Below are 23,637 nucleotides of genomic sequence, written 5' to 3'. Positions count from 1 at the left end.
TATCCTTCCTTAACCATGGAACGAAGAGATTTTATTAAAACGACCAGTATTCTGGGAAGTGCATACGCGCTGTCCGGTCCGTCTGTTCTGGCGAATTCATCGGACAATGTACTGGCACCGACAGAGACTTATTGGCTCGATGGCCCGATGCGTTGGGCGCAGCTCGCGTTTGTTGAGCGTGACCCCGGTCACTATGACCCCGATTTCTGGCTCAACTACTTTAAACGCATTCATGCTGATGGGGCACTGCTGAGTGCGGGTGGTATTGTCGCCTTTTATCCGACGAAAATTCCATTGCATCACCGCAGTGATTTCATGGGCAATTCCGATACATTGGGATATCTGGTAGAAGGCTGCAAAAAACAGGGCATGAAAATCATGCTCCGAACCGATCCGCATGCCGCCCGGCAAGACGTTTACGACGCACACCCCGACTGGATTGCCGTAACCGTCGACGGAAAGCCGCGCCGTCACTGGGCTAACCCGGAGTTATGGGTTACCTGTGCGCTAGGGCCTTACAACTTTGATTTCATGACGCAGGTGAATCAGGAAATCATGGAGAAATTTCAGCCCGAAGGGATTTTTTCGAATCGCTGGCATGGTCATGATATCTGCTATTGTGAGCATTGTACGAGTAACTTCAAAAAAGCATCCGGCCTTGAATTGCCCAAAACGGCGGATAAACTCGATCCAACTTACCGCAAATGGGCTGATTGGCGGATGAAACGCCTGCGGGAGGTCTGGGCGGTTTGGGATGCGGGTATCCGCAAACAGAAACCAACAGCGCGCTTCATCCCCAACGGTTTCCCCGATAAAGTAATGACCGGAAAAGAAGCCGATCTTTTCTTTGCTGACCAACAAGCACGACGCGGGCTTACGGCTCCCTGGGCAAATGGAAAAGGGGCCAAGGAACTGCGTTCTACGCTGGGAATGAAGCCATTGATTGGGATATTTAGCATTGGGATTGAAGAAGAATTTCGTTGGAAAGACTCGGTGCAGAGCGATGCCGAAATTCGGATTTGGGCATCCGAAGGTGTGGCTAATGGCATGCGCCCCTGCTTTGTAAAGTTTGGGGGAGACATCTACGACAAGCGGTGGATGGAGGCTGTAGCCAAGCTCTATGAAGGTTATTATAAAAACGAAAAATACCTTCGTAACACGGCGTCGATGTCACGCGTTGGCGTCGTTTATTCAGAACAAACCGACCGTAATTACGGTGGCAAACCCTGGCAGCAGAAAAGCAGCGATCACCTGGACGGCATGTATCACGCACTCGTAGAGAGTCGTATTCCGTTTGATATGGTGAATGATCGGCTGCTGACGCCCGATGCGCTTAAACGGTTCAAACTGCTGATTCTTCCAAATATCGCGGCTCTTTCTGACGCGCAATGCAAACAGATTCAGGCCTTTGTGGATAATGGCGGTAGCATTGTGTCGACTTTCGAAACGTCGTTATACGATGAAGAAGGTAAGCAACGATCTGATTTCGGGCTGGCGAGTCTGTTCGGTGTGTCTTATGATCAGAAAGTAGAGGGGCCGATGAGGAACAGTTATTTGCAACTGCGTAAGGATGCCCAAAACAGTCAGACACAATTGATTCTGAAAGGGTTGGACGATACCCCGCGTATTATCAATTCGATTTATAAAGTCAATGTAAAACCAACAACTACGTTCCCCAGCCCAATTACACTGATTCCTACGTATCCCGACTTGCCCATGGAAGACGTGTACCCACGGGTAGCCGAAACCGATACGCGGGAGCTATACCTGCGGCAGGTTGGCAAAGGGCGTGTGGCCTACATTCCCGGTGATCTGGATCGCTCGTTCTGGCAAATGCTGGGTACCGATCATGGACAACTGCTGAGCAATGTGGTAAACTGGGCACTCGATGAAGAACCCATTGCCACCCTAACGGGACCGGGCGTGATTGATGTCAATGTCTGGCGACAGGCTAATTCCATGACTGTTCACCTGGTAAACCTAACGAACCCAATGATGATGAAAGGCCCATTCCGGGAGCTAATCCCGGTCGAGGCTCAGGTGAGTATTGCGGTTCCAGCAGGTGCTAAAGTGGCTGGTGTCAAGCTATTGATGAGCGATCAAAAACCTAAATTTGAATTGAAGGGTAGCAAAGTAATGGTGTCCGTTCCCAAGATTCTCGACCACGAAATTGTTGCCCTGGATTTGGCGTAATTGAGTAGGACTGTGGTGTCAGTTTTAAGAACCCGACGCCACATAATTTAACCGAAATACAACTCATGATTTGGAAACAAGTTACTGATCCGCTTAACAATATCGTGTTGTCCGTTTTTGTAGCGGCTGTGCCTATTCTGTTTATATTCTGGGCGTTGATTATCCGGAAAATGAAAGGGTATCAGGCGAGCCTGATCGCTACGCTCCTGGCTGCGATCATTGCCGTTTTTGTCTATGGCATGCCCGTGAAACTGGCCCTGTTGTCGGCCATGCATGGGGCTGTCTACGGATTGTTCCCCATTTGCTGGCTGGTGATCATGGCCGTATTCCTGTTCAACGTCACGGTGAAAAGCGGCCAGTTCGAGATTATCAAACACTTTATGGCTTCGATCACCTCCGATCGGCGGTTGCAGGCGTTGTTGATTGCGTTTTCGTTTGGCTCTTTTCTGGAAGGAACTGCCGGATTTGGAGCACCCGTGGCCATTACGGCGGCTATGCTGGTGGGGCTAGGCTTCAATCCGCTCTATGCATCGGGTATTTGCCTGATTGCCAACACGGCTCCCGTTGCTTTTGGGTCGATCGGGATTCCCATTACAGTGGCTTCGCAAGTATCGGGTATTCCCGAATTGCCCATTTCGCAGATGGTTGGCCGGACTCTCCCGATTCTGTCGATCATGCTACCTTTTTATCTGGTGAGTATCATTGCTGGTTTCAAAAAAGCGCAGGAAATATGGCCAGCGGTGCTCGTATCAGGTATTTCGTTTGCCTTCCTTCAGTATTTCTCCTCGAACTTTTTAGGCCCTGCGTTACCCGACGTTATTGCCGGATTAGGATCGATCATTTGTTTGATGGTTTTCCTGCGTTTCTGGAAACCGAAAACCATCTGGCGTTTTGCCAACGAACCGGCAGCCACGCTCAATACGGATATCAGCTATACAAATGGGCAGCTTCTCCGGGCCTGGTCGCCATTTATTGTGCTGACGATCATGGTCATTGCCTGGGGCATACAGCCTATTAAAGATGTCCTGAATTCGGCGGGGATGACCCAGTTTGAGTTTCCGGGCTTGCACAATGCCATTCAGGGAGAAGACGGGAATCTACTGCCTAAAATCTTTAAATTCAACTACTTCTCAGCTGCTGGAACGGCAATTCTGATTGCGGCTCTGGTGGCAATTCCCCTCGTCGGGCTGACCTACGGCGAAGGGACTAAAGTGTTCGGGGCAACATTGAATCAACTCAAATTTCCGATTCTGACGATTGCTGCGGTATTAGGATTCGCTTACATTCTGAACGATTCGGGCATTACTCTCACACTGGCCGACGTGCTTGCGAATACGGGCTACCTATTCCCATTTTTTGCGCCTGTGCTGGGTTGGCTGGGCGTGTTCATTACCGGCTCCGATACCTCCGCCAATGCGTTATTCAGTAAACTTCAATATGCTACAGCTCAGTCCATTGGCGTTGATCCGGTTGTGACGGTGGCGGCCAATATATCGGGTGGAGTTGTCGGTAAAATGATTTCACCCCAGTCCATCGCCGTGGCTGCGGCCGCCGGAAATCTGGTCGGTAAAGAGTCGGAGCTGTTCCGTTTTACCGTCAAGCACAGTTTCTACATGCTGAGTTTCATTTGCCTGATTGTGCTGGCCCAGGCTTATGCGGTCAAATGGATAATTCCGGTCTACGAAATGCTCGGGACTAAAAAAGCTACGGCTGTTCCTGATTTATCCAAAGGCTACACCTACCTAATTCTGCTTGGCGTACTGCTGGCCGGAATTGCCATTTCCGTGCTGACCACGGCCAGAAAAAAAGTACAAACCCCCGATTTAGTAAACTAGTACTTGTCCAATTTAGATTCTATCGATTCTCAGGGCCGCTCGCGCGGTTGATTCTATCGTTTCTGATTATCTGCACAATAGAACCGACCGCGCGGGCGGCCCCGAGGATCGATAGAAACAGTTAGAATCTATTTTGCCAAAGCACTAAGCTTAAACAGTCTCCGGCTGTTTGTCGTAATGCGGAAATCACATCTCACAAACAGCCGGAGACTGTTTGGGCCATTATTGTTGTCAAATAAATATGAATGCACCACTTTGCAACTACATGAAAGTGGGCCTGGTCCATTTTATGGCATTTCCCGAGACCATGAAAGGCGAAGGCCCCGTGTTGGAAACCATTAAAAAAGTTGTGTTGGATGAATACTTCACAGCCATAGAAATCACGACCGTTAAAGACCTCGACATTCGTCGAAAAGTAAAAAGCCTACTCGATTCCTCGCACATGACGGTTGCCTATGCTGCACAACCCCGACTATTAACCACGGGACTAAATCTGAATGATACCAACGAGGAAGGTCGGCAACGGGCGCTTGTCAATGTAAAAGAAGGTATTGATGAAGCCTATGAAATTGGGGCTACAGGCTACTCGTTTCTGAGCGGAAAGTATGACGAAGCCCGAAAGGAAGAAGCTTTTGCACTGCTCGTAAAATCGACAAACGAAATCTGCGCTTATGCAAAAAGCAAGGGCAATATGAAGGTTTCGCTGGAAGTTTTTGATTACGACGTCGATAAAAAATCATTGATCGGGCCTGCCGGTTTAGCGTTATGTTACGCACAGGAGGTTCGGAAAGAACACGACAATTTCGGGTTGATGGTCGATTTAAGCCATATCCCCCTGATTCATGAAACAATTGAGGAATCGTTGTTGCCAGTTAAGGATTACATCACTCATGCTCACATTGGCAACTGCGTCGTCAAAAGCCTGGAAATGCCTGCTTACGGTGATGTTCATCCTCGATTTGGCTTCCCAAACGGCGAAAACGACGTGCCCGAAGTAACGCATTATCTGAAAGTTCTGCTGGACATTGGCTATCTGAATACCGAAAATCCACCTATCGTCAGTTTTGAAGTAAAACCGTTTGGTGATGAAGATCCGGATGTCGTAATTGCCAATGCCAAACGGACGTTGAACGAAGCCTGGGCAAGGGTGTAGTTAATTTTATTGATTCTTTGGGCTCTATTGATTCGCTGGACGCTATTGACTACATAGCAATGATAGAATCCGCAGAATCAATAGAATCAAAATTTACTCCATAATAAGCAAAACTCAATAATGAAGATTGTCGTATTAGATGGCTATACCCTAAATCCGGGCGATTTATCCTGGGAAGGGTTAGAAAAACTTGGTGACCTGACAGTATATGACCGGACTCCTGCTGATCAGGTGGTGGAGCGGGCAAAAGATGCTGAAATTATTTTTACCAATAAAACACCCCTTGGCGAAGACCTGTTAACTCAGCTACCGACATTGAAATTCATTGGGGTACTGGCCACGGGGTATAACATTATCAATACGGAAGTAGCCAAACAACGGGGTGTTGTTGTTTGCAATGTGCCTGGCTATGGAACCACCTCGGTTGTCCAATTAACGTTTGCCTTGCTGCTCGAATTGACACAGCAGGTTAAGCATCATAGCGATGCCGTACGGGAAGGCAGATGGGCCAGGTCGATAGACTGGTGTTTCTGGGATTACCCCTTGGTTGAGCTGGCTGGCAAAACCATCGGGATTATTGGATTCGGCAGTATTGGCGAGAAAGTAGGCGATATTGCCACGGCCTTTGGTATGAACATCATCGGCTCTAAGCGACACCACACAGACCAATCGCATCGGACTAATTTCCGTTGGGCCGATGTTCCTGAGCTACTGGCACAATCGGACGTAGTGAGTATTCACTGTCCGTTAACGCCTGAAACGCAGGGGCTTATTAATAAAGAAAATCTGGCGTTGATGAAGCCAACGGCGTTCCTCTTAAATACGTCCAGAGGCCCAATTGTTGTTGATCAGGATTTGGCTGACGCATTGAATACAGGTGTCATTGCCGGTGCAGGTATCGATGTACTCTCGAAAGAGCCGCCCGCGGCCGACAATCCATTATTTACGGCCAAGAATTGCCTGATAACCCCGCACATCGCCTGGGCAACTATAGAAGCGAGAACTCGCCTAATGGATATTACTGTCCAGAATCTGACTGCCTTTTTAGAGGGCAAACCGGTGAATGTGGTGAACAAATAAACTAATAGAACGCTGATTCTTATGATTTAAACGGATAAATCTGTGTAGATCATAAGAACCAGCGTCATCAGCGTTCTATACATTAAAGCGCCACATCAACTTTTTGCCCTTGTCGGCTTTTGTAACCCTGAATAGGGGAGTAGCTTTGGGTCTGTTTGCCGTAATACCCTGTTCCATCATAAGGACGCAAATTCGGATCGGCTTTGCAGGAGTCGGAACAGGTACCAATGTGTTCATTACCACAATCTTCGCAAAGCGTAACGTGGTTGTTGCAAACTGGGCTTGCGCAGTTGATCATGCGGCTGGTGGGCGTGCCACACCGATAGCAGGTCGATACGACAACCGGATTTATGTGATTGACCGGCACCGTTACACGGTTATCAAATACATAGCACTCTCCGTCGAAATCTTCACCACCTGATTCGATACCATATTTGATAATGCCACCATGTAACTGGTACACATTTTCAAATCCCTGCGACAGGAGATATGCAGAAGCTTTTTCGCACTTGATGCCGCCTGTACAATACGTCACAATCTTTTTGCCTGATCCTTTCAGATGCTCGATTTCGCCAATGTGTTCGGGAAGCTCGCGTAGGTTATCCATGTCGAACGTAATGGCTCCTTTGAACTTACCCACCTCGTGCTCGTAGTTTGACCGCATATCGACCAGCACAACATCCGGGTCATTTTTGAGTTGTTTGAACTCTTCCGGTTCGAGGTGTATACCTGTTTGCACCAGTGGATCGACGCCTAAATCGGAATGAACGATCTCGGCTTTCACCCGAACGTGCAGTTTTTGAAACGCATGTCCGTCCGATTCATCAATCTTAAACTCTGTTTTTGCAAAACGAGGATCGGCCTGGAGCGCTGCCATGTACGCTTCGCAGTCTTCCACCAGGCCCGACACGGTTCCGTTCAAGCCTTCGGGGGCCACAATGATACGCCCGAGTAAGTTAAGCCGCAGGCACAGCAAATGATGTTCTTCCCGATATTGCTCCGGGTTTTCGATGGGTGAATAAATATAGTACAGAAGAACGCGGTACGGTTTCATTTTTAAAGAGCGAAAGGGTGAATGAGCGAAAGGGTGTTGCTCAATGTTCGTTCTGAATTACAAAATTAAATTAAATCATTGATTAGTTCCCTGACGTTGGTCAGGAGTCGTTGACTGCCTACATTTATTGCCCACAAACTGTACTGCCGACTGGCAACTATTAAACAATGCACATTGCTATTACAGGGAACATTGGAGCTGGCAAAACAACGCTGGCCGAACTATTAGCCGCTCATTACGGCTGGGAAGTACTTTACGAAGCGGTTGACGGAAATCCTTATCTGGCTGATTTTTATAGCGATATGCCTCGGTGGGCATTCAATCTGCAAATCTTTTTTCTGAATAGCCGCTTCGCCCAGATGAAAAAAATCATGCAGCGTCGTCAGGAGGACCCGGTTGCGTTCGGGACACATGCCCACACGATGGTGCAGGATCGGACTATTTATGAGGATGCGGCCATTTTTGCCCGTAATCTTTACCAGGATGGCACCATGCCTGAGCGCGACTATTTTACCTACCGACACTTGTTCGAGAATATGATGAGCATGGTTCGTCCACCCGATCTAATGATTTACCTGCGGGCCGATTTACCCAAACTTCGCAAACAGATTCAGAAACGGGGGCGCTCCTTTGAACAGGGTATTAGTGAAGAATACTTGATCAATCTTAATCTGTTATATGAAGAATTTGCCGGGGCTTATAAACTCGGTCCGCTACTAGTGCTGGACGTGAACACGCTGGACTATGTAAATAAGCCGTCTGACTTCGCGGCTGTGGTTCGTCAGATTGACGACTGGCTGAGCACATTTGAAAAATCCTGAAGTTATACAAATGGACAAAAAAAGAGCCGGACTCATCAAGTCCGGCTTTTTTGAACTACATAATAAAGCTTATATGTATTTGATACGCGAAGCCAATTTGTTTCGTTGCGAAATGGGTATTAATAAGTTCTAAAGGCTGTTCAGAAAAGGAGCGATCCTACTTTAGCTGTCTGATACACAGTATATAAATAATCAAAACGACGCCCGCAAAAATTAATACTTCCGGGTGCTGATACTCCAATAAATAGAATACATAGATACTAGAGAGTATCATAAGTATACCGGCTAAAACGGTTATGACAGATGGTTTACGCAAGACTAGACTAATGGATGGTCAATAAAAGTATAAAATAGCTGTTCCGTGAGGTTGTGTTTTACTTTAGTGTGTATATGGTGTTCATTCTGAGTTATCGGTATAGAGAGGACAAGATAGACCAGTACTAGATCTAACTGAAATCCTAAACAGGTTCATTAAAACAGAACTAGCCGGTCAGTTATTGACCGGCTAGTTCTGTTAAGCCTTTACGTTTTTATGAACAACTAATACCCATCGTTCTGCTTCAGATAACCCGGTAAGTTGGATGCGCCATCAATGGCTGTTTGCGGAATTGGGAAAATACGTTTCTTGGGATCGCTGTTCGTCTTTTCCGTCCAGGTGCCTTCATACTTACCAAATCGGATTAGGTCAGTACGGCGAAGGTCTTCCCAGTATAATTCAAAGCCGCGTTCCCGGAGCAACAGATCCAGGTTCATAGTGGTGAGAGCCGGAGGAGGAGCCGTAACCGTCCGGGCAGCTCTAACCGTGTTGACATCCGCTAGAGCCGAGGCCGCATCACCACTTTTACGAAGTTTAGCTTCGGCCCGCATCAGGTAAATATCGGCTAACCGCAGGATCACAATATCCGCATCGCCAAAATTTCGACCACTGGCTGATTTCTTGCTGAACTCATATTTTTCAACCCGGTAGCCCGTATTATAATTACTTCCGGCAACGGTGAAGTCAATTTGCTGGGTAAAATTAACGGGCAGCGTGGGTTTGTTCCGGGTGTCATAAAAGAGGGCCCCTACTTTGTATTTACCATCTGGGCATTTTAAAAACACACCGTTCCGCCGAATCAAACCGTATTGTTGGCCGCGCAGAATACCCCGGTTGATGTTAAAATCGGCTTCCGCCACGCAAGAGTCAGCTGGGTTTGAATAGATTGTCAGGTTCTGTTTGTAGAAACGAGGATCTACGGTAGGGTCTTTAGGCGCATAAGCCGTAGCCCAACTCTGGTAATAATCAGGAGTAATACCCGGTCCGTCGGTGCCGTTAGCAGCCGGATAAGCAGGTATCGGGAACTGATCGCCCGAAATGGAAAAGTAAGCCATCCGGTTTGTACCATTCAAATCTGCCCGTTGATCGACGGCAAAAATCAGCTCTTTGTTGTCGTGATTATCGGAGTTGAAGATGGAGAAGAAATCCTTCGACAGTGCGTATTGGCCTGACGCAATGATCTTGTCGCAATATTCAACGGCCTTATCCATATCTTCTGGCTTGAAGGTAAACTGGGTTGCATACCGATCTCGGTAAACAGCAGCGTTCAGGTACAGACGGGCCAGCAAACCCCAAACAGCGCCTTTGGTCAGCCGACCGGGCCCTACGGTTGTTTCCAGATTGGGTTCTACGGCAAGCAATTCGGCTTTGATATACTCAACCGCCTGATCACCCCGCAGAATAGTCGAGGTTGCGCCCAGATCGTCTTTCACAAATACCAGCCCGAACAGGTCTAACGTCAGCAGGGAGTAGTAAGCCCGCATGCCTCGTGCTTCGGCGAGATACGTTTTCGCAACAGGATCTTTCAGCGTTGGCAAGGTATTGATTGCAGTAATCGACCGCGACACACCCTGTAAAATCAGGTTCCAGGTGCTGTTTAGGTTAGGATCGGTACTGATCGTCGTATGTTGGTGCATCGCCAGATAGATACCGTTATCGCCCCAGTCGGTACCCCCCCGATACGGGAGAATGGCTTCGTCGGTGGAGATTTCCTGGATATTGAAGTAGTTGGTATGCAGGAAGATATCGGGTAGCCGAGCATAAACAGGGGCAATAATCCCATCAGCTGCCTGCCGATCGGAGAGGCCCGAAACGGAGGCTTCGTCCAGCACGTTTTCGGCCAGATTGGTGCAACTATATATAAAGAGCGTGCCAACCAGAGCCAGCGCGGAAATGAGTTTCTTTTTCATGACTTCTGGAATTAAAAAGTAAGGTTCAGGCCAAAAACAAACGTTTTCGCTTTCGGATAGCTGAGGTAGTCGATACCGTACGACGAAATCCCGTTGATGTTCCGGTCGGTTACGTTCACCTCGGGGTCATAGCCGTCGTATTTAGTGATCACGAACAAATTCTGACCCGTAGCCGATAAGCGAATCCCCTGAATCCACTTGCCCATGCCAATAAGTTTTGGACTGAGATTATAGCCTAACGACAGGTTATTTAACCGAAGGAAAGCCCCATTTTTCAGGTATCGGCTCGAAACGGGTGCCGAGTTGTTGATCGACTCGTTTGGCATAGCAATAGCCTCAGGCGTGACGTTTAGCCCTTTTGACAACCGCAACTTATAGAAGTTCGCATTGGCGGTGTTGTCGTAGATTTTGTTGCCAGATACGCCGTTGAAATTGACCGATAGATCGAATCCTTTATAGGCAAAATTCGTGTGGAAGTTGAACTGCTTGGTTGGCAGAGCACTTCCAACGGGCAAGCGATCTTTATCCGTTATTATACCGTCGCCATCCACATCCTGAAACTTGCTGATTCCCTTATCATCAAGGCCAATGAAGTTTTTCAGGAAGAACGTACCAATGGGTTGCCCGTTGATGTAGCCGTTGATGGTAGCCGATGTCAGGCCCGAACCCGACGCGTTCCCAGAAGGAATAACAGTATAGGGCGAATTGTTAACCACGTTGTCAATGAACGTAATATTGCCGCCCACATCGAATCGGAATCCACTCAGGCTAGCATATCGGTAATTCAAATCCACTTCAACGCCCTGGTTGGTGATGGTCATGTTCGGAACGTTGGTCCAGAATGTACCCGCTGGTTGAACAGGATCGGATGGAATAACTTCGAGCAGAATGTTGTTCGATACTTTTCGGAAATAATCCACCGAGCCAGATAACCCACCTTTGAACAGGGCAAAATCTACTCCTAAGTCGGTTTGGGTCGATACTTCCCACTGGATATCGGGGTTGGCAAGGCGTGTATACGACGTTCCGGCTGGATAGGCGCCCGTTGGCGATAAGGGATAACTCGTTGATGCCGACACCTGAGAGGTAAACAGGGCCTGGGTAATCTTGGACGGAATTTCCTGGTTACCGGTTTGACCCCAACCCGCCCGAAGTTTCAGATCAGTGAATGGCCCTGATTTCATGAAGGCTTCTTCCGAAATCCGCCAGCCTGCCGAGACAGATGGGAATACCCCGTATTTGTTATTGGCCCCAAACTTGGATGATCCATCGGCCCGCACGGTGGCCGTCATCAGGTATTTGTCTTTGTAGTGATAGCTAACCCGCGAGAAAAACGATTGTAACTCATTTTCGGTAGCAAAGCCGCTGGGCTTGTTGTTCGCCAACGTAAGTTCCTGTCCTAGACCGGGGTTGTAAATCGGATCAATTGGAGAGATCGGAAATTTGTTGATGCTGGAACGGCGTTCCTGCACAAAAATTTTCTGGTACGAATGGCCCAGCAACGCGGTTAAGTTATGATCCTGCTTCGCTAAGGTATAGGTGAAGTAGTTCTCAACCAGAATGTTGCGGTTGGTCGTGTAAATCGACTCAAGTCGGCCATCGATCAACGGCACCGCACTCGGTAACTGTTCGATGTCTCGCACTGCACTGGAGTTATCGATACCCAGATTCAGTTTGTACACCAGATCTTTCGTGAGCTTAAAGGAGGGCGATAAATTGGCGATTGTCCGATTGATGGTTGCAATATCTTTCTTCAGCGCCAGCGTAATGAGCGGATTGGTGCCCGCCTGGTATTTAAAAGGCGTTCCATCAGTATCATAGGCGGGTATTGTCGGGTTTGTCGAGATCGCTCCACCGACCAAATCCTCGGTTGGAGGTCGTTTGTTTAAGGTGTAGGTCGTGTTGAGATTGAAATCAACCGTAAGCCGATCATCCAGAAATTTCTGTGACACATTCAGGCGGCCTGTGTACCGATCAAGTTTACTGCCTTTTAGGATACCTTCCTGATTCTGAACGCCAACCGAGCCATAATAGGTGAGCTTATTAGCTCCGCCACTGAATGATACGTTGTGATTCTGGGTTTTGGCCGTTTGGGTGATTTCTTTTTGCCAATCGGTCGATCCTTTGAAATCTTCCAGAACACCACCGACTGCCGGAACCTGCTGGCGGTACTCATCGGCCGAGAACACAGGCAAAGCGCGAGTCAGATTCGATATGCCATAGCTAGACGAAAGCGTAAAGTTCGATGAACCTGCTTTCCCCTTTTTGGTTGTAATTAAGATAACGCCGTTCGCGCCACGGGAGCCATAAATGGCCGTTGCCGATGCGTCTTTCAAGACATCGATCGACTCAATATCCTGTGGATTCAGGAAGTTCAGCGGGTTAGTGGCTCCACCCGTGCTTGAATTATCCAGTGCAATACCATCCAGCACGAAAAGGGGTGTACTTCCTGTACGAACGCCACCCGGACCCCGAATGGTAATATTTTGGTTACCACCCGGTTCGCCACTGGTAGAGGTTACGTTAACACCAGCGACTTTGCCCTGTAAAAGTTGCTCGGGTGAGTTGATGATACCCCGGTTGAAATCGGCGCTTTTAATCGACTTCACCGAACCCGTCATATCTTTCTGTGAAGCGCTACCGTAACCAATGACCACAACCTGAGCAAGCTCGGATGCCGATGCTTTCAGGGAGACATTGATGATCGTCTGGTTTCCCACGGGAACGTCCTGAGAGACAAAGCCAATGAAACCAAATACCAGAACGGCATTACCATCGGGTACTGCAATCTTGTAATCGCCGTTGGCATCGGTAGTCGTGCCTTTCTGTGATCCTTTCAACACGACGGTACATCCGGCCAGTGCTTCATTCGTCGTTGCGTCGGTAACTCGTCCGCTAACGGTTATTTCTGCCTTTGACTTGTCATCCTTAAAAACAGACGTTTTGGGGTTAGCTGATAAGGTATTGTTTGCCAAAACTGCCAGGGAATGGAAAGCCAGTAAGAGGCAAAATAATACACTCCAGTTGCGTCTCAACGTAGGAGGAGAGGAGTAAAAAGTCTTCATAGTGATGGTAATTGATTAAGGGTGCAAATCTCCAACCTTCTGATTGGATCTCTTTTGAGCTAGCAAAGTATTAAAAATAAATTAATGTATGTATGTCAGATTTCTAAAATGATTTGTCCCCTTCTTCTGTCGAGTATGTGTTTGTAATTGTCTGTAATTTAATTGTTTGTCTTGTTTATTTTTTGCTAGTCAGCTACTGATGATTTTTTCTGGTTATCAGTAATTGGTTTTTTGGTAAGCGGCTATATTAAAATTATATTAACTGAAGCCGTATGGTTAATTAATCGGTGAATTGGATAAATTCAACATGAGATGTGTTGGAGGGCATAATGGCCACCCAGGCATTCTTTATGCTTCTGTTGAGGATATGCGCCGGTAATATGATATTTGAGCTATTCATGAACTTAATTTTCGCAAAAGCTTAAATCGAGGTCGCCTTTTCGATGAACCTGTTTAAACTTTTAAAATAGGTGGGAATTGAGTGTTTTTTTGTCATTCCGACGCAGGAGGAATCTCCGGGGTGAGGAATATTTGCGAACCGGAGATTCCTCCTGCGTCGGAATGACAAAAAAACATACCCTTTTCTTGGTAAAAAAGAAAGTTTAAACAGCCTCGATAAAAGAGAAATTTTCGATGGAAAAACTTAGAGAGCATATTGAGCAGGTTACCCCGCTTACCGATGAAGAGTTTGACTATATAAAAACATGCTTTACCCTAAAACGAGTACGCAAAGGCCAATATCTGATTCACGAAGGCGACGAGGTGAGACATGAATACCTTGTTTTAGCGGGCGTTTACCGGGTTTTTTACATGGACGGAGAGGGCAAGGAACACATCATGCAGTTTGCTCAGAAAAACTGGTGGATGTCTGATTATCAGGCTTTCTTCGGACAAGTGAAGGCCACTATGTTTGTCGAATGTCTGGAAGAAGGGGAGGTGTTGGTTTCTACACTTCAGGCTCGGGAAAAGCTTTCAGCAGACTTTCACAAAATGGAGCATTTCTACAAGACAAAACTCACCAATGGGTATGTTGCCCAGCAACAACGAATAAAATTGCTCCTGTCGAGTACGCCCCAGGAACGATATGAAGAGTTTTGTAAGCTATATCCTGACCTCTTGCAACGCATCCCCAAAAAGCTGATTGCCGAGTATTTGGGTGTCAGTCGGGAAACATTGAGTCGATTGTCGGCTAAATAAAAGTTGAGATTTTTAGAAAGATAGATGGTACGACCCCTTCAGGGTCGAATGTTTATAGCTAGCTCGATTTTCTATAAACATTCGACCCTGAAGGGGTCGTACCGTATCCTCAGTCTATATCCGCACAGATTGAGGATATAGCCATAACGCTCTCTAAGTAGAAATTTAAGATTCCTTCAGCCCCACCAACTGTGATTGCGATCACAGTTTTTTTGTGATTTTCCTCCTTCTGTTCGGGCTTACTGTGCTCCAATTTTGTCCCATCAATGAAGCACAGTAATCATGGACTTACAACTCAATAATAAGACCGTATTTATATCAGGTTCTACAGCCGGTATTGGCTTTGCCACGGCAAAAGCGTTTGCCAAAGAAGGCGCTATGGTGTATTTGAATGGCCGCAATCAAGCCAATGTTGATCAGGCTGTTCAGCGGATCGTTGCCGAAGTCCCCGAAGTTCAGGTGAGTGGTATTGTTGCCGATCTTACAACAAAGGAAGGGTTTGAACAATTGGCTCAGCAGTTGCCATCTGTCGATATTTTGGTAAATAATCTCGGCCTGTTTGAACCCGTTTCGTTCTTTGAATCAAGCGACGAAGATTGGCTCAAACTCTTCAACATCAACGTTATGAGCGGGGTGCGGTTAACTCGTTTCTACATGCCCGGAATGCTGCAAAAAAACTGGGGGCGAGTGGTGTTTATTTCCAGCGAATCCGGCGTTCAGGTTCCCACCGAAATGATTCATTATGGAATGTCAAAAACCGCACAGTTGTCCATCGCCAATGGATTAGCCCAACTCACAAAAGGAACTGGAGTTACGGTGAACTCGGTATTACCCGGCCCAACTTTTTCCGAGGGAGCTGAGCGATTCTTTGGCGAGCTTGCCGCTCAACGCAACATGTCCATTAAAGATGTAGAGCACCAGTACTTCACCGAAACAAGACCGCTGAGTCTGTTACAACGTTTCATCTCTCCCGATGAAGTGGCTTCAACCGTGCTCTTTGTGTCCAGCGAATGGGCTGCCGCTACCAATGGTGCGGCTATTAAAGTCGACGGTGGGATTTTAAAAGGCATTCTCTAAGCGTGTGATTTGACGCACACCGTATTAGTGATTTGCCTCATTCCTGACCCCACGCGCTGATTTTAATTTTGTCATGTAATCAGTTGTCACCCAAAAATCTTCATCCTTTTAATTGTACAGCTATGAAAAAGAACATATTGATCATCGTTTCAAATGCGAATGTTATTGGTCCACACAACCGCCGGACAGGTACTTTTTTACCTGAAGTAGCGCACCCCTATGCTGAATTTGACAGAGCCGGTTATCAGATTGATTTTGCCAGCTTATCTGGCGACACGCCTTATCTGGATGCCCTGAATCTGGCCGATGATCCGGACAATTTAAAGTTCCTGACGGGCAACGGATGGGCGGCTATGCAAAAGGCCAAAAAACTTTCCGACGTAGACGTTAGTGGCTATGATGCGGTGTTTGTGCCTGGTGGCCTTGCGCCTATGGTCGACATGCCGGAAAATCCATTACTGAAACAGGTGCTTGCCGATACCTATGAACGTGGGGCTGTGGTTGGAGCCGTATGTCATGGACCCGTATCCTTGCTGAATGTGAAATTGAGTGATGGTTCGTATCTGGTAAATGGCAAAAATATTGCTTCGTTTACTACAGACGAAGAGGATAATTATGCCAGAGCCGATGTGCCCTTCGACCTGCAAACGGCCCTTACCGACCAGGGGGCTATCTTTCATGCTGCAACTCCCTGGTCTGCCAACAGTATTGCGGATGGCCATGTGGTTACAGGTCAAAATCCCGCTTCGGCTAAAGGTGTTGGCGAAAAAATTGTCAATATTCTCGAAGCCCAGGCATAAATCTCCCTTCGCCTTTTCACAGGGGGCCTTGTGAAAAGGCAATCATTACTTATTCGAAAAACTAGTTATCATGGACAATAAAGCCGTTTATATCGTTGCCAAATGGCAAGTGAAAGAAGGTCAGCTAGAAGCGGTAAAGGCACTTCTTCCTGAATTGGTGAAGCAGACAATCGCTGAGAAAGGGAACCTGTTCTATAAGCTCCATCAAAGTGTAGCGGACCAGCATACGCTTATTTTATTCGAAGGATATGCCGACGAAACCGCTATGAACGAACACCGCAACTCCGCTCATTTCCAGGAGTTGGTCGTCCAACAAATCGTACCACTACTTGAAAAGAGAGAAGTTGATATTGCCAACGAAATAGTGTTTGACTAGCTCTTTGAGATTGCAATTCGTATACCTTGCCGTGGCGTCGGTTACTGATAACCGACGCTGTGAGGTTTCTCAAAACCTAATGGTTGCACGAGGTTTTGAGAAACCTCACAGCGTCAGATGTAAGCATCTGACTTCACAGCCTTGATTATTGGCTAATGATCAGCAGACTTCGCCGGGCGTACAGGTTGGTCCGTCGGTGGCTTCAATCACCACAGGATTTGCTTTTTCCCAATCTGCCCAGGCAGTGTTGAGGGCGCCTAAGAAGGTTTCGGGTTGTTGAGCGCCCGAAACAGCGTACCGACGATCCAGTACAAAGAAAGGAACACCGCGCGCCCCTACCTGTTGAGCTTCGTAAATATCCCGACTAACGGCTTCGGCAAATTGATTGCTTTGGAGCAGTTGTTCAACATCGCTAGTGGCAAGTCCAATTTCAGTGCCCAATTCAAGGAGCGTAGCATGATCGGAGGTATCTCGTCCTTCGGTGAAATAAGCCCGGAACAATCGTTCTTCGGCTGCATCGCCTAACCCATGTTGTTTGGCTAGCTGGATAAGCCGATGCGCATCCCACGAGTTAGCTACAACTGCTTTGTCGAAATCATACGCTAAGCCCACTTCACTGGCCATTGCTGTAACGCGATCGTTCATGCGCTTGGCTTCGTCCAGGCTCCAGCCTTTAATCTCGGCCAGATACTGATTGATATTTTTGCCTGGTTCTGTTTTCATGTCTGGGTTCAGCTGGAAGCTTTTCCAGACAACGTTTACCTGGTCTTTGTGCGAAAATTGACTTAGTGCATGCTCAAATTTCCGTTTGCCAATGTAGCAAAAGGGGCACATGACATCACTCCATATTTCTACGTCCATCTTGATAAGCATTAGGCGGCCCGCATTAGCCAGCTGTTGGCCAATTTGTTCAATGTCTTTACCGAGAGCAAGAAAACTGCTTCGGTAAGAGCAGTGTAAAGCAGACCGAATTCGTTATGGTTAATTTTAGGGATAACCTCAAATCCGATTTTTTGGTTGCTATCAGGAGCCAGTGTGCTCTGTCACAGTAGGAAAGGAATAACGGAATTGGATCTTATAAAACTCCCGAACACCGTTTGGCGTTAATCTAATTGAAAGACGAACAAACCGCTTACAGAATAGAATCTATGAACCCGGAAATGAAACCTCTACTTAGTGAGCTAATTGCTCAGCTGGAAGCGCTTCGCCAGAAAGGAACGAGTTTATTGGGGCAAGTTGATGCCAATCACCCCGATGCCCGCCAGATTGCTGACGCAACAGAATCGATGAAAAACGCTATCGACAGCCTGAAAAAAATTGGCTTTGGTCTGGAATCTGAAATCAGTTATGATGATTAATCAATAGGGCATAATCAGTTCTCGTCATTAGAGTGCCTGACATCCAGGAGGGTAACGGTATCAGCCCAGTAGATTTTTAAGTTGCTCAGATAGGTCTTCCAGTCAGAGAAGCTGAACGGCTTAACCGTAAATGAAGATGCCCCAAACATGTAAGCTCGCTCCACGAGCTGGGCTGTCTGGTTCGCCGACAGGACAACAACAGGCAGAATACGACCTTTAGGATGGGCGCGAAGTAAAGCTAGGAAATCCAATCCATCCACTTTATCCTGTAAGTCGATATCTAGTAAAACAATTTTGGGTCCTCGTCCTTCCAAGCCCTCTATATACCGTTTTGCCTCTTCGAAAGTGCTTACGTGAATAAACGAGGCCTCAGCGAAGCTTGTTTTAGCGGCTTTACTCAGAATATCGGCAACATTAGGGTCATCATCGACCAATAAAATAGGGAACTGGCTGGACATATTAGCTAGTGATACAGATGTGATGGCTACCGATGCGTGTCGATTAATTATTCTGGGTTTTAGTGATTTATAACCTAGCGTATTTGTAGTCTCAAACTAATTCTGGTTTGTGAATCGTTAAACGTGTTTTTATATTGGAAAATATAAGTTGAACGTAGCGCCTTGACCTGGTTTACTATGGGCTGTAATAGCCCCTCCGTGGTTAGCCACTACTTTTTCGCAGATTGCCAGGCCAATTCCCGTTCCGGCAAACTCACTCTTACTATGCAATCGTTGGAAAACCTGAAAGATACGATCTACATACTTTTCATCAAAACCAATTCCGTTATCTGAAACGTCAATTTGGTAGTAATTCGGTGTCAGGCGCGCGGGTTTTATAGAAGGAGGAAGTTCATTAACCGGTACCGTCCTGGCCTTGACCAGAATTAGTGGCGCTGTGTTGGGCTGACGAAATTTTAAGGCGTTACTCAGTAAATTCAGGAACAATTGTTCTAGCTGTGATTTGTCGCCCTGAATTCTGGGTAATAGATCAACGGTTACCAAGGCTCCAGTTTCCTGAATACGCAAATCCAGATCGCTAATCACATTGTTGAGTACACTGTTCAGAGAGACCAGGGCAGACGCATCCTGCTTGGTCGAAATTCGGGAGAAACTCAGCAAATCTTTGATCAGGTTTGACATGCGGCTGGCGGCTGCCTGCATACGCTCCAGATAACCGATACCGTCGCCGAGTTGAGTGGCATATTGACTCTTCAGGAGATCCCCAAATTGCTGCACTTTGCGCAAAGGTTCCTGTAAATCATGACTGGCCACGTAAGCGAATCGCTGTAGGTTATCGTTGGAGCGGCTAAATAATTGATTCGCTTCTTCCAATTCTTCGTTGGTGGCGGCATATTCCTCATTGGTGGCGGCCAATTCTTCATTGATGGCCGCCAACTCTTCATTCGCAGCTTCCAGTTCTTCGGTGCGCTCCTGTACCTGATGTTCAAGGGCAATCTGTAGCTGGCGTTGTACGGTAATATCCTGGGCGGTGCCTGTGAGTGTTATTGGCTCACCAGCGTCATCATAAAATACCTGGGCCTGCGTGCTTATAATCCGTACCTGTCCTGTTAGTCGGTTAATAATTGGATGCTCATTTCGATAAAGTCCCGATGAGCCCGGTTGGATAACAGCTTCTATCGCATCCGCAACCGATTGCCGATACTCGTCGGGTAGCGGATTATACGCTTCATCCATCGTCTTCGTTGCTTCGGAGAAACCGAGCCAGTCCATAAACCGCTTAGAAAAAGTAAAGATGCCCGTTTTGATCTCTATGCTCCAGGTGGCAAGTTCGGCCAGTTCAATGGCACCACGCAGTGAGGCTTCGGCTTTCTCTACCTGTTGTTTGGCCAGAACCAGATCGGTTAGCTCGGCACCGGTGTTCATTACCCCGTATATTTTGCCCGAAGCATCGTACAGAGGGGTAAAGCTATAGTTGAAATAATAGGGTTGTAATTTGCCATCTACAACGATGTCTACGCGCTGGGTCTTGGCGTGGAAAGGAATACCAGTGGTATAGACACTATCCAACTGCTCAAAGATTTTCTGGTTCGCTAATTCGGGCAGTAGCTCCGGGTATAATTTGCCAATGACATCATCACCCTTGCCAAATACATCTTTAATGGATTGGTTTGCCAGTTGAATCTGCATTTGCCGCCCTACATAAACACCAATAGGGAAAGGCGCACTCTCAACGATACTGCGCATTCTGGCTTCACTGTCTTCAAGGCGCTGCCGGGTCAGAACCTGCTCCGTAATATCGAGTACAAGGCCAACTACCTCCTGGGGTTGCCCGGAGGCATCGTTGATATATATGCCCTGCATACGAATCCAGTGAACTGATTCATCAGCCCAAATGAATCGAACCTCGAACCGAATTTTACCCGTCCGTAATCCGTCGGCATAAGCTCGCTCCCGAATAGGACGATCATCGGGATGGATGAAATTAACCAGCGTATGCTGATCAAACTGACGATCTTCCTGCCCGGTCAGAATTCTGGCCAGTTGAGGCTGGTAAACGAGGTGACCATCGGCCAGCCGAAGCTGAAAGGTTGCCACATCAGTTACTTCGGCTGCTAATTGATTAAGCCGTTCGGAGGTTGCCAAATTCTCCCCTTGTTGAACCTGTGCCGTAATATCCTGCACAATACCCGAAAGCCGTAGAGGGGCACCTTGCTGGTCAAAATAAGCTTTACCTACGCACTGCAACCAGCGCAATGGTGGGTTGCTGGCATCAGAAACACGAAACTGAATCTCAACGAGTTCATCGGATGGTGTCGTAAGCATTTGTTGCATAAATTCATTTACCCGTTTCCGATCATCGGGATGAACATGTTCAAACAATTGCTGAAGGGTGACTGTCTCCGTATCCAGGAAGCCAAATAACTCCTGGCAACGGTGGTTCCCGTAAAAAAGCTGGGATGCAGGGTTAAAATCCCAGGTGCCTATTCGGGCAGCCTGTAGCCTAAATCGTAAGTGTTCAATTTCGGCAGATAGACCTTGATCGAAGGGCTTTTGCTCGTCGGTCATTGATTCATCGGTGATTACATATACTTGATTGAAGTTTTTAACCAGATAGACCAAATGAAGGTTTTAGGTTTATGGAAAACTGGTCGATATTCCTTACTGCATTAGCGATTTAGTACCATTTTACACCACAATTGCGGTGTTGTCTGGTAACAACCAGGAAAGGCCGGAAGAGTCAATAAAACAGATGTTTATGTGTAAAAAAACAGGGCCGAAAAGTGTCCTGATGCAGATTTGTTAGTCAATATAAACAGACGTTTTTAGCTATGATTTTGGATGCAATGGTGGTTGGGCTAGGAGCCATGGGAAGCGCTACACTTTACCAACTCTCCAAACAAACCTCACATGTACTAGGAATTGATCAGTTTGTTCCGCCCCATACCCACGGATCAACGCATGGTGAAACCCGAATTACACGCCAGGCAATTGGTGAAGGGACTCACTTTGTTCCACTCGCGTTGCGCTCCTATGAACTATGGCGAGAACTCGAACAAAACACCGGGGAGAATCTACTGACCATAACGGGCGGATTGTTTGTTGGCGATGCGCAATCCAATAGCCAGATGCATCATAAACCCGGCTGGCTTCGAACAACCATACAGGCTGCGGAGTCGTTTGGTATTGCGCATCGCCTGTTGGATACGGATTCATTGCGACGAGAGTTTCCTCAGTTTCGATTTCGTGCGAATGACATTGGTTATTACGAAGACGAAGCCGGATTCCTGAATCCAGAGCGTTGTATATCAGCACAGCTGGCTGAGGCTCAGCGAAATGGCGCTACTATTCGTACCAATGAACGAATGCTGTCAATGGAATCGAAGGGAGATGTTGTAATCGTTCAAACCGACCAAGCTACCTATCGAACACGAAAGTTAATTCTAACAACCGGCTCCTGGATAACCGAATCCCTTCGAAACACTCCTTATCAGGATCTTCTTCGGGTGCATCGGCAGGTTCTGTACTGGTTTGCCATTGAATCTGACTATCATCTGTATACGCCCGACCGCATGCCCGTGTTTATTCTGAGCGATCGGGAAGTATATGGATTTCCGGCAATCAGCGGCCCTATGGGTGGGCTTAAACTGGCCACAGAAGTATACGAGCAGTCAACTTCACCCCAGACTGTGAATCGCTTGGTGAGTGAGGCCGAGACACAGGCCATGTATGAGCAACATGTGGCCCCTAATTTTGTGGGTATTGGTCCAACGTGTGTTAAATCGGTTGTTTGTTTATACACCATGACACCCAATGGGGATTTTATTATCGACCAGCATCCAACTTATCCGAATGTATTGTTGGCATCAGCCTGTTCGGGACATGGGTTTAAACACTCGGCCGCTGTGGGCCAAATTCTAGCCGAACTAGCCTTAGTGGGGCAAACAGGGTTTAATATTCAGCCGTTTCAATTAGCCCATTTTGCTGGCAAATAGGCACTATTCTGAATATGGTTTACTAACAAAATAAATGAGGTTACAGCACATCAGAAAGAACGTTCTTGGCATGATTGATGATGTATTTTCAAGAAAAAGTCATCTATGATTCTCAACGAACGGACAAGTACAGTTTATTCTTCCATCAGCCAGCCGCTTATTGGTTTTTGGGGGGCAACTGCCAGTCAGGTAAAGGATATTTACGAGGCTTACACAAGCTTGTGGTCGTCAACGCCTAACGAAGCTTACGCCCGCGATGTCTATGACTCACTCGTTGCTATTGCCTTGACCGAAGATATGGCCTGTCCTATTGCCTGGCTTTCGGCGGAACTACGATTTGAAGCATTTGCAGCCGCTACTGGCGATCGTAAATGGGCAGCCCTTATGGACCTGACCTACGGGCCAAATGTTAAGGATGATCGAGCGCTCGATTTATATAATGAGCGTGTGACGAGAGAACTGTAGCCCGTTAACAGGCTACCTTAGTTGAGGATCAGTTCGTTAAGTTATTTATTCTGGGACTTTAACTTTCTTATACCGCTCACCACTATAAAGGCAGTCCCCAGCCCTACAAAAGCGCCTACTGACCCCCAACCAATATCTTCAACGCTAGGATAACGGGAAGGGATTAACAATTGGCCAATTTCGGCCAGGGTAACAATCCCGATCAGAATCAGCCATAATACCAACCAATTGAATAAAGAACGGGGAGTAGACGTGGGTAAAAAACCGGCAACAAGGCCCATAAAAACGAAGGGAATGGCCGTACGAATGTTGCCGTGGGCGTGAACATCGGTCCAGCGAGATACCCAGCCCGGAATGAACCAGATGTGTTTAAAATGATAATTGGGTTGCCAGCTTAAATACAGAATTAGGGCCGTACCAATAATGAGCATTATATAAATTAAACGCATAGAAAGTCCATAATCAGGTTGTTCGTCCCGTTACT

19 protein-coding genes are annotated in these 23,637 nt (G+C 47.1%); 12 read left to right on the top strand and 7 right to left on the bottom strand.

The annotated features are described in order from the left end of the window. The first annotated feature begins 15 nt into the window (after positions 1-15). The 4 genes from ACYVGR_RS01330 to ACYVGR_RS01315 all read left to right on the top strand — a co-directional run bounded on the left by ACYVGR_RS01330 (position 16) and on the right by ACYVGR_RS01315 (position 6,261). Positions 16-2,193 carry an alpha-amylase family protein gene (locus ACYVGR_RS01330; protein ID WP_460953292.1) on the top strand — a complete coding sequence of 726 codons (2,178 nt, stop codon included), beginning with the start codon at positions 16-18 and terminating at the stop codon, positions 2,191-2,193. A 65-nt stretch (positions 2,194-2,258) separates the two neighbouring features. Further along, positions 2,259-4,028: an L-lactate permease gene (locus ACYVGR_RS01325; protein ID WP_460953291.1), complete on the top strand. Its 1,770-nt coding sequence runs from the start codon at positions 2,259-2,261 to the stop codon at positions 4,026-4,028. 241 nt (positions 4,029-4,269) lie between these two features. After that, complete coding sequence (locus ACYVGR_RS01320; protein WP_460953289.1) at positions 4,270-5,181, top strand: sugar phosphate isomerase/epimerase family protein; 912 nt, start codon at positions 4,270-4,272, stop codon at positions 5,179-5,181. Between the two features lie 120 nt (positions 5,182-5,301). Beyond that, positions 5,302-6,261: a D-2-hydroxyacid dehydrogenase gene (locus ACYVGR_RS01315; protein WP_460953288.1), complete on the top strand. Its 960-nt coding sequence runs from the start codon at positions 5,302-5,304 to the stop codon at positions 6,259-6,261. An 82-nt stretch (positions 6,262-6,343) separates the two neighbouring features. Here the strand turns inward: ACYVGR_RS01315 and trhO are convergent, their stop codons facing one another. Continuing rightward, positions 6,344-7,315 carry an oxygen-dependent tRNA uridine(34) hydroxylase TrhO gene (gene trhO / locus ACYVGR_RS01310; RefSeq protein ID WP_460953286.1) on the bottom strand — a complete coding sequence of 324 codons (972 nt, stop codon included), beginning with the start codon at positions 7,313-7,315 and terminating at the stop codon, positions 6,344-6,346. 167 nt (positions 7,316-7,482) lie between these two features. Here trhO and ACYVGR_RS01305 point away from each other — a divergent pair, with 167 nt between their 5' ends. Further along, on the top strand, positions 7,483-8,136 hold the full coding sequence (locus ACYVGR_RS01305) for a deoxynucleoside kinase (RefSeq protein ID WP_460953284.1): 654 nt from the start codon (positions 7,483-7,485) through the stop codon (positions 8,134-8,136). 540 nt (positions 8,137-8,676) lie between these two features. Here ACYVGR_RS01305 and ACYVGR_RS01300 read toward each other — a convergent pair. Beyond that, positions 8,677-10,362 carry a RagB/SusD family nutrient uptake outer membrane protein gene (locus ACYVGR_RS01300; protein ID WP_460953282.1) on the bottom strand — a complete coding sequence of 562 codons (1,686 nt, stop codon included), beginning with the start codon at positions 10,360-10,362 and terminating at the stop codon, positions 8,677-8,679. Between the two features lie 11 nt (positions 10,363-10,373). Then, complete coding sequence (locus tag ACYVGR_RS01295) at positions 10,374-13,427, bottom strand: SusC/RagA family TonB-linked outer membrane protein (RefSeq protein WP_460953280.1); 3,054 nt, start codon at positions 13,425-13,427, stop codon at positions 10,374-10,376. A 633-nt stretch (positions 13,428-14,060) separates the two neighbouring features. On the opposite strand from ACYVGR_RS01295, the gene ACYVGR_RS01290 reads away from it, so the two are divergent. The 4 genes from ACYVGR_RS01290 to ACYVGR_RS01275 all read left to right on the top strand — a co-directional run bounded on the left by ACYVGR_RS01290 (position 14,061) and on the right by ACYVGR_RS01275 (position 16,877). Next, positions 14,061-14,624 carry a Crp/Fnr family transcriptional regulator gene (locus ACYVGR_RS01290; protein WP_460953279.1) on the top strand — a complete coding sequence of 188 codons (564 nt, stop codon included), beginning with the start codon at positions 14,061-14,063 and terminating at the stop codon, positions 14,622-14,624. 282 nt (positions 14,625-14,906) lie between these two features. Continuing rightward, positions 14,907-15,701 carry an SDR family NAD(P)-dependent oxidoreductase gene (locus tag ACYVGR_RS01285; protein ID WP_460953277.1) on the top strand — a complete coding sequence of 265 codons (795 nt, stop codon included), beginning with the start codon at positions 14,907-14,909 and terminating at the stop codon, positions 15,699-15,701. A gap of 122 nt (positions 15,702-15,823) precedes the next feature. Next, positions 15,824-16,501, top strand: a complete 678-nt coding sequence (locus ACYVGR_RS01280; protein ID WP_460953276.1) for a type 1 glutamine amidotransferase domain-containing protein — start codon at positions 15,824-15,826, stop codon at positions 16,499-16,501. Positions 16,502-16,571: 70 nt separating this feature from the next. Beyond that, a complete protein-coding gene (locus ACYVGR_RS01275) occupies positions 16,572-16,877 on the top strand; it encodes a putative quinol monooxygenase (RefSeq protein WP_460953274.1) in 306 nt (101 codons plus the stop codon). A 159-nt stretch (positions 16,878-17,036) separates the two neighbouring features. Here ACYVGR_RS01275 and ACYVGR_RS01270 read toward each other — a convergent pair whose 3' ends face one another. Continuing rightward, positions 17,037-17,738 carry a DsbA family oxidoreductase gene (locus ACYVGR_RS01270; protein WP_460953272.1) on the bottom strand — a complete coding sequence of 234 codons (702 nt, stop codon included), beginning with the start codon at positions 17,736-17,738 and terminating at the stop codon, positions 17,037-17,039. A 299-nt stretch (positions 17,739-18,037) separates the two neighbouring features. On the opposite strand from ACYVGR_RS01270, the gene ACYVGR_RS01265 reads away from it, so the two are divergent. Continuing rightward, positions 18,038-18,235 (top strand): hypothetical protein, encoded by a 198-nt coding sequence (locus ACYVGR_RS01265; RefSeq protein WP_460953271.1) that lies wholly within the window; start codon positions 18,038-18,040, stop codon positions 18,233-18,235. Between the two features lie 14 nt (positions 18,236-18,249). On the opposite strand, the gene ACYVGR_RS01260 is transcribed toward ACYVGR_RS01265, so the two are convergent. Further along, positions 18,250-18,693: a response regulator gene (locus ACYVGR_RS01260; protein ID WP_460953270.1), complete on the bottom strand. Its 444-nt coding sequence runs from the start codon at positions 18,691-18,693 to the stop codon at positions 18,250-18,252. Between the two features lie 129 nt (positions 18,694-18,822). Beyond that, a complete protein-coding gene (locus ACYVGR_RS01255; RefSeq protein ID WP_460953268.1) occupies positions 18,823-21,261 on the bottom strand; it encodes a PAS domain-containing protein in 2,439 nt (812 codons plus the stop codon). A gap of 263 nt (positions 21,262-21,524) precedes the next feature. Here ACYVGR_RS01255 and solA point away from each other — a divergent pair, with 263 nt between their 5' ends. Next, positions 21,525-22,688 (top strand): N-methyl-L-tryptophan oxidase, encoded by a 1,164-nt coding sequence (gene solA, locus ACYVGR_RS01250; protein WP_460953266.1) that lies wholly within the window; start codon positions 21,525-21,527, stop codon positions 22,686-22,688. Between the two features lie 105 nt (positions 22,689-22,793). Continuing rightward, the gene (locus tag ACYVGR_RS01245; protein ID WP_460953265.1) at positions 22,794-23,153 is read left to right on the top strand and encodes a hypothetical protein; all 360 of its coding nucleotides are present in this window, start codon (positions 22,794-22,796) and stop codon (positions 23,151-23,153) included. A 41-nt stretch (positions 23,154-23,194) separates the two neighbouring features. Here ACYVGR_RS01245 and ACYVGR_RS01240 read toward each other — a convergent pair whose 3' ends face one another. Next, positions 23,195-23,602 (bottom strand): VanZ family protein, encoded by a 408-nt coding sequence (locus ACYVGR_RS01240; protein WP_460953263.1) that lies wholly within the window; start codon positions 23,600-23,602, stop codon positions 23,195-23,197. Positions 23,603-23,637: the final 35 nt, after the last annotated feature.

The organism is Spirosoma litoris (genome assembly GCF_054776755.1).
The sequence above is the reverse complement of the archived record's forward strand: the minus strand, read 5'-3'. Positions and strand labels throughout refer to the sequence as shown.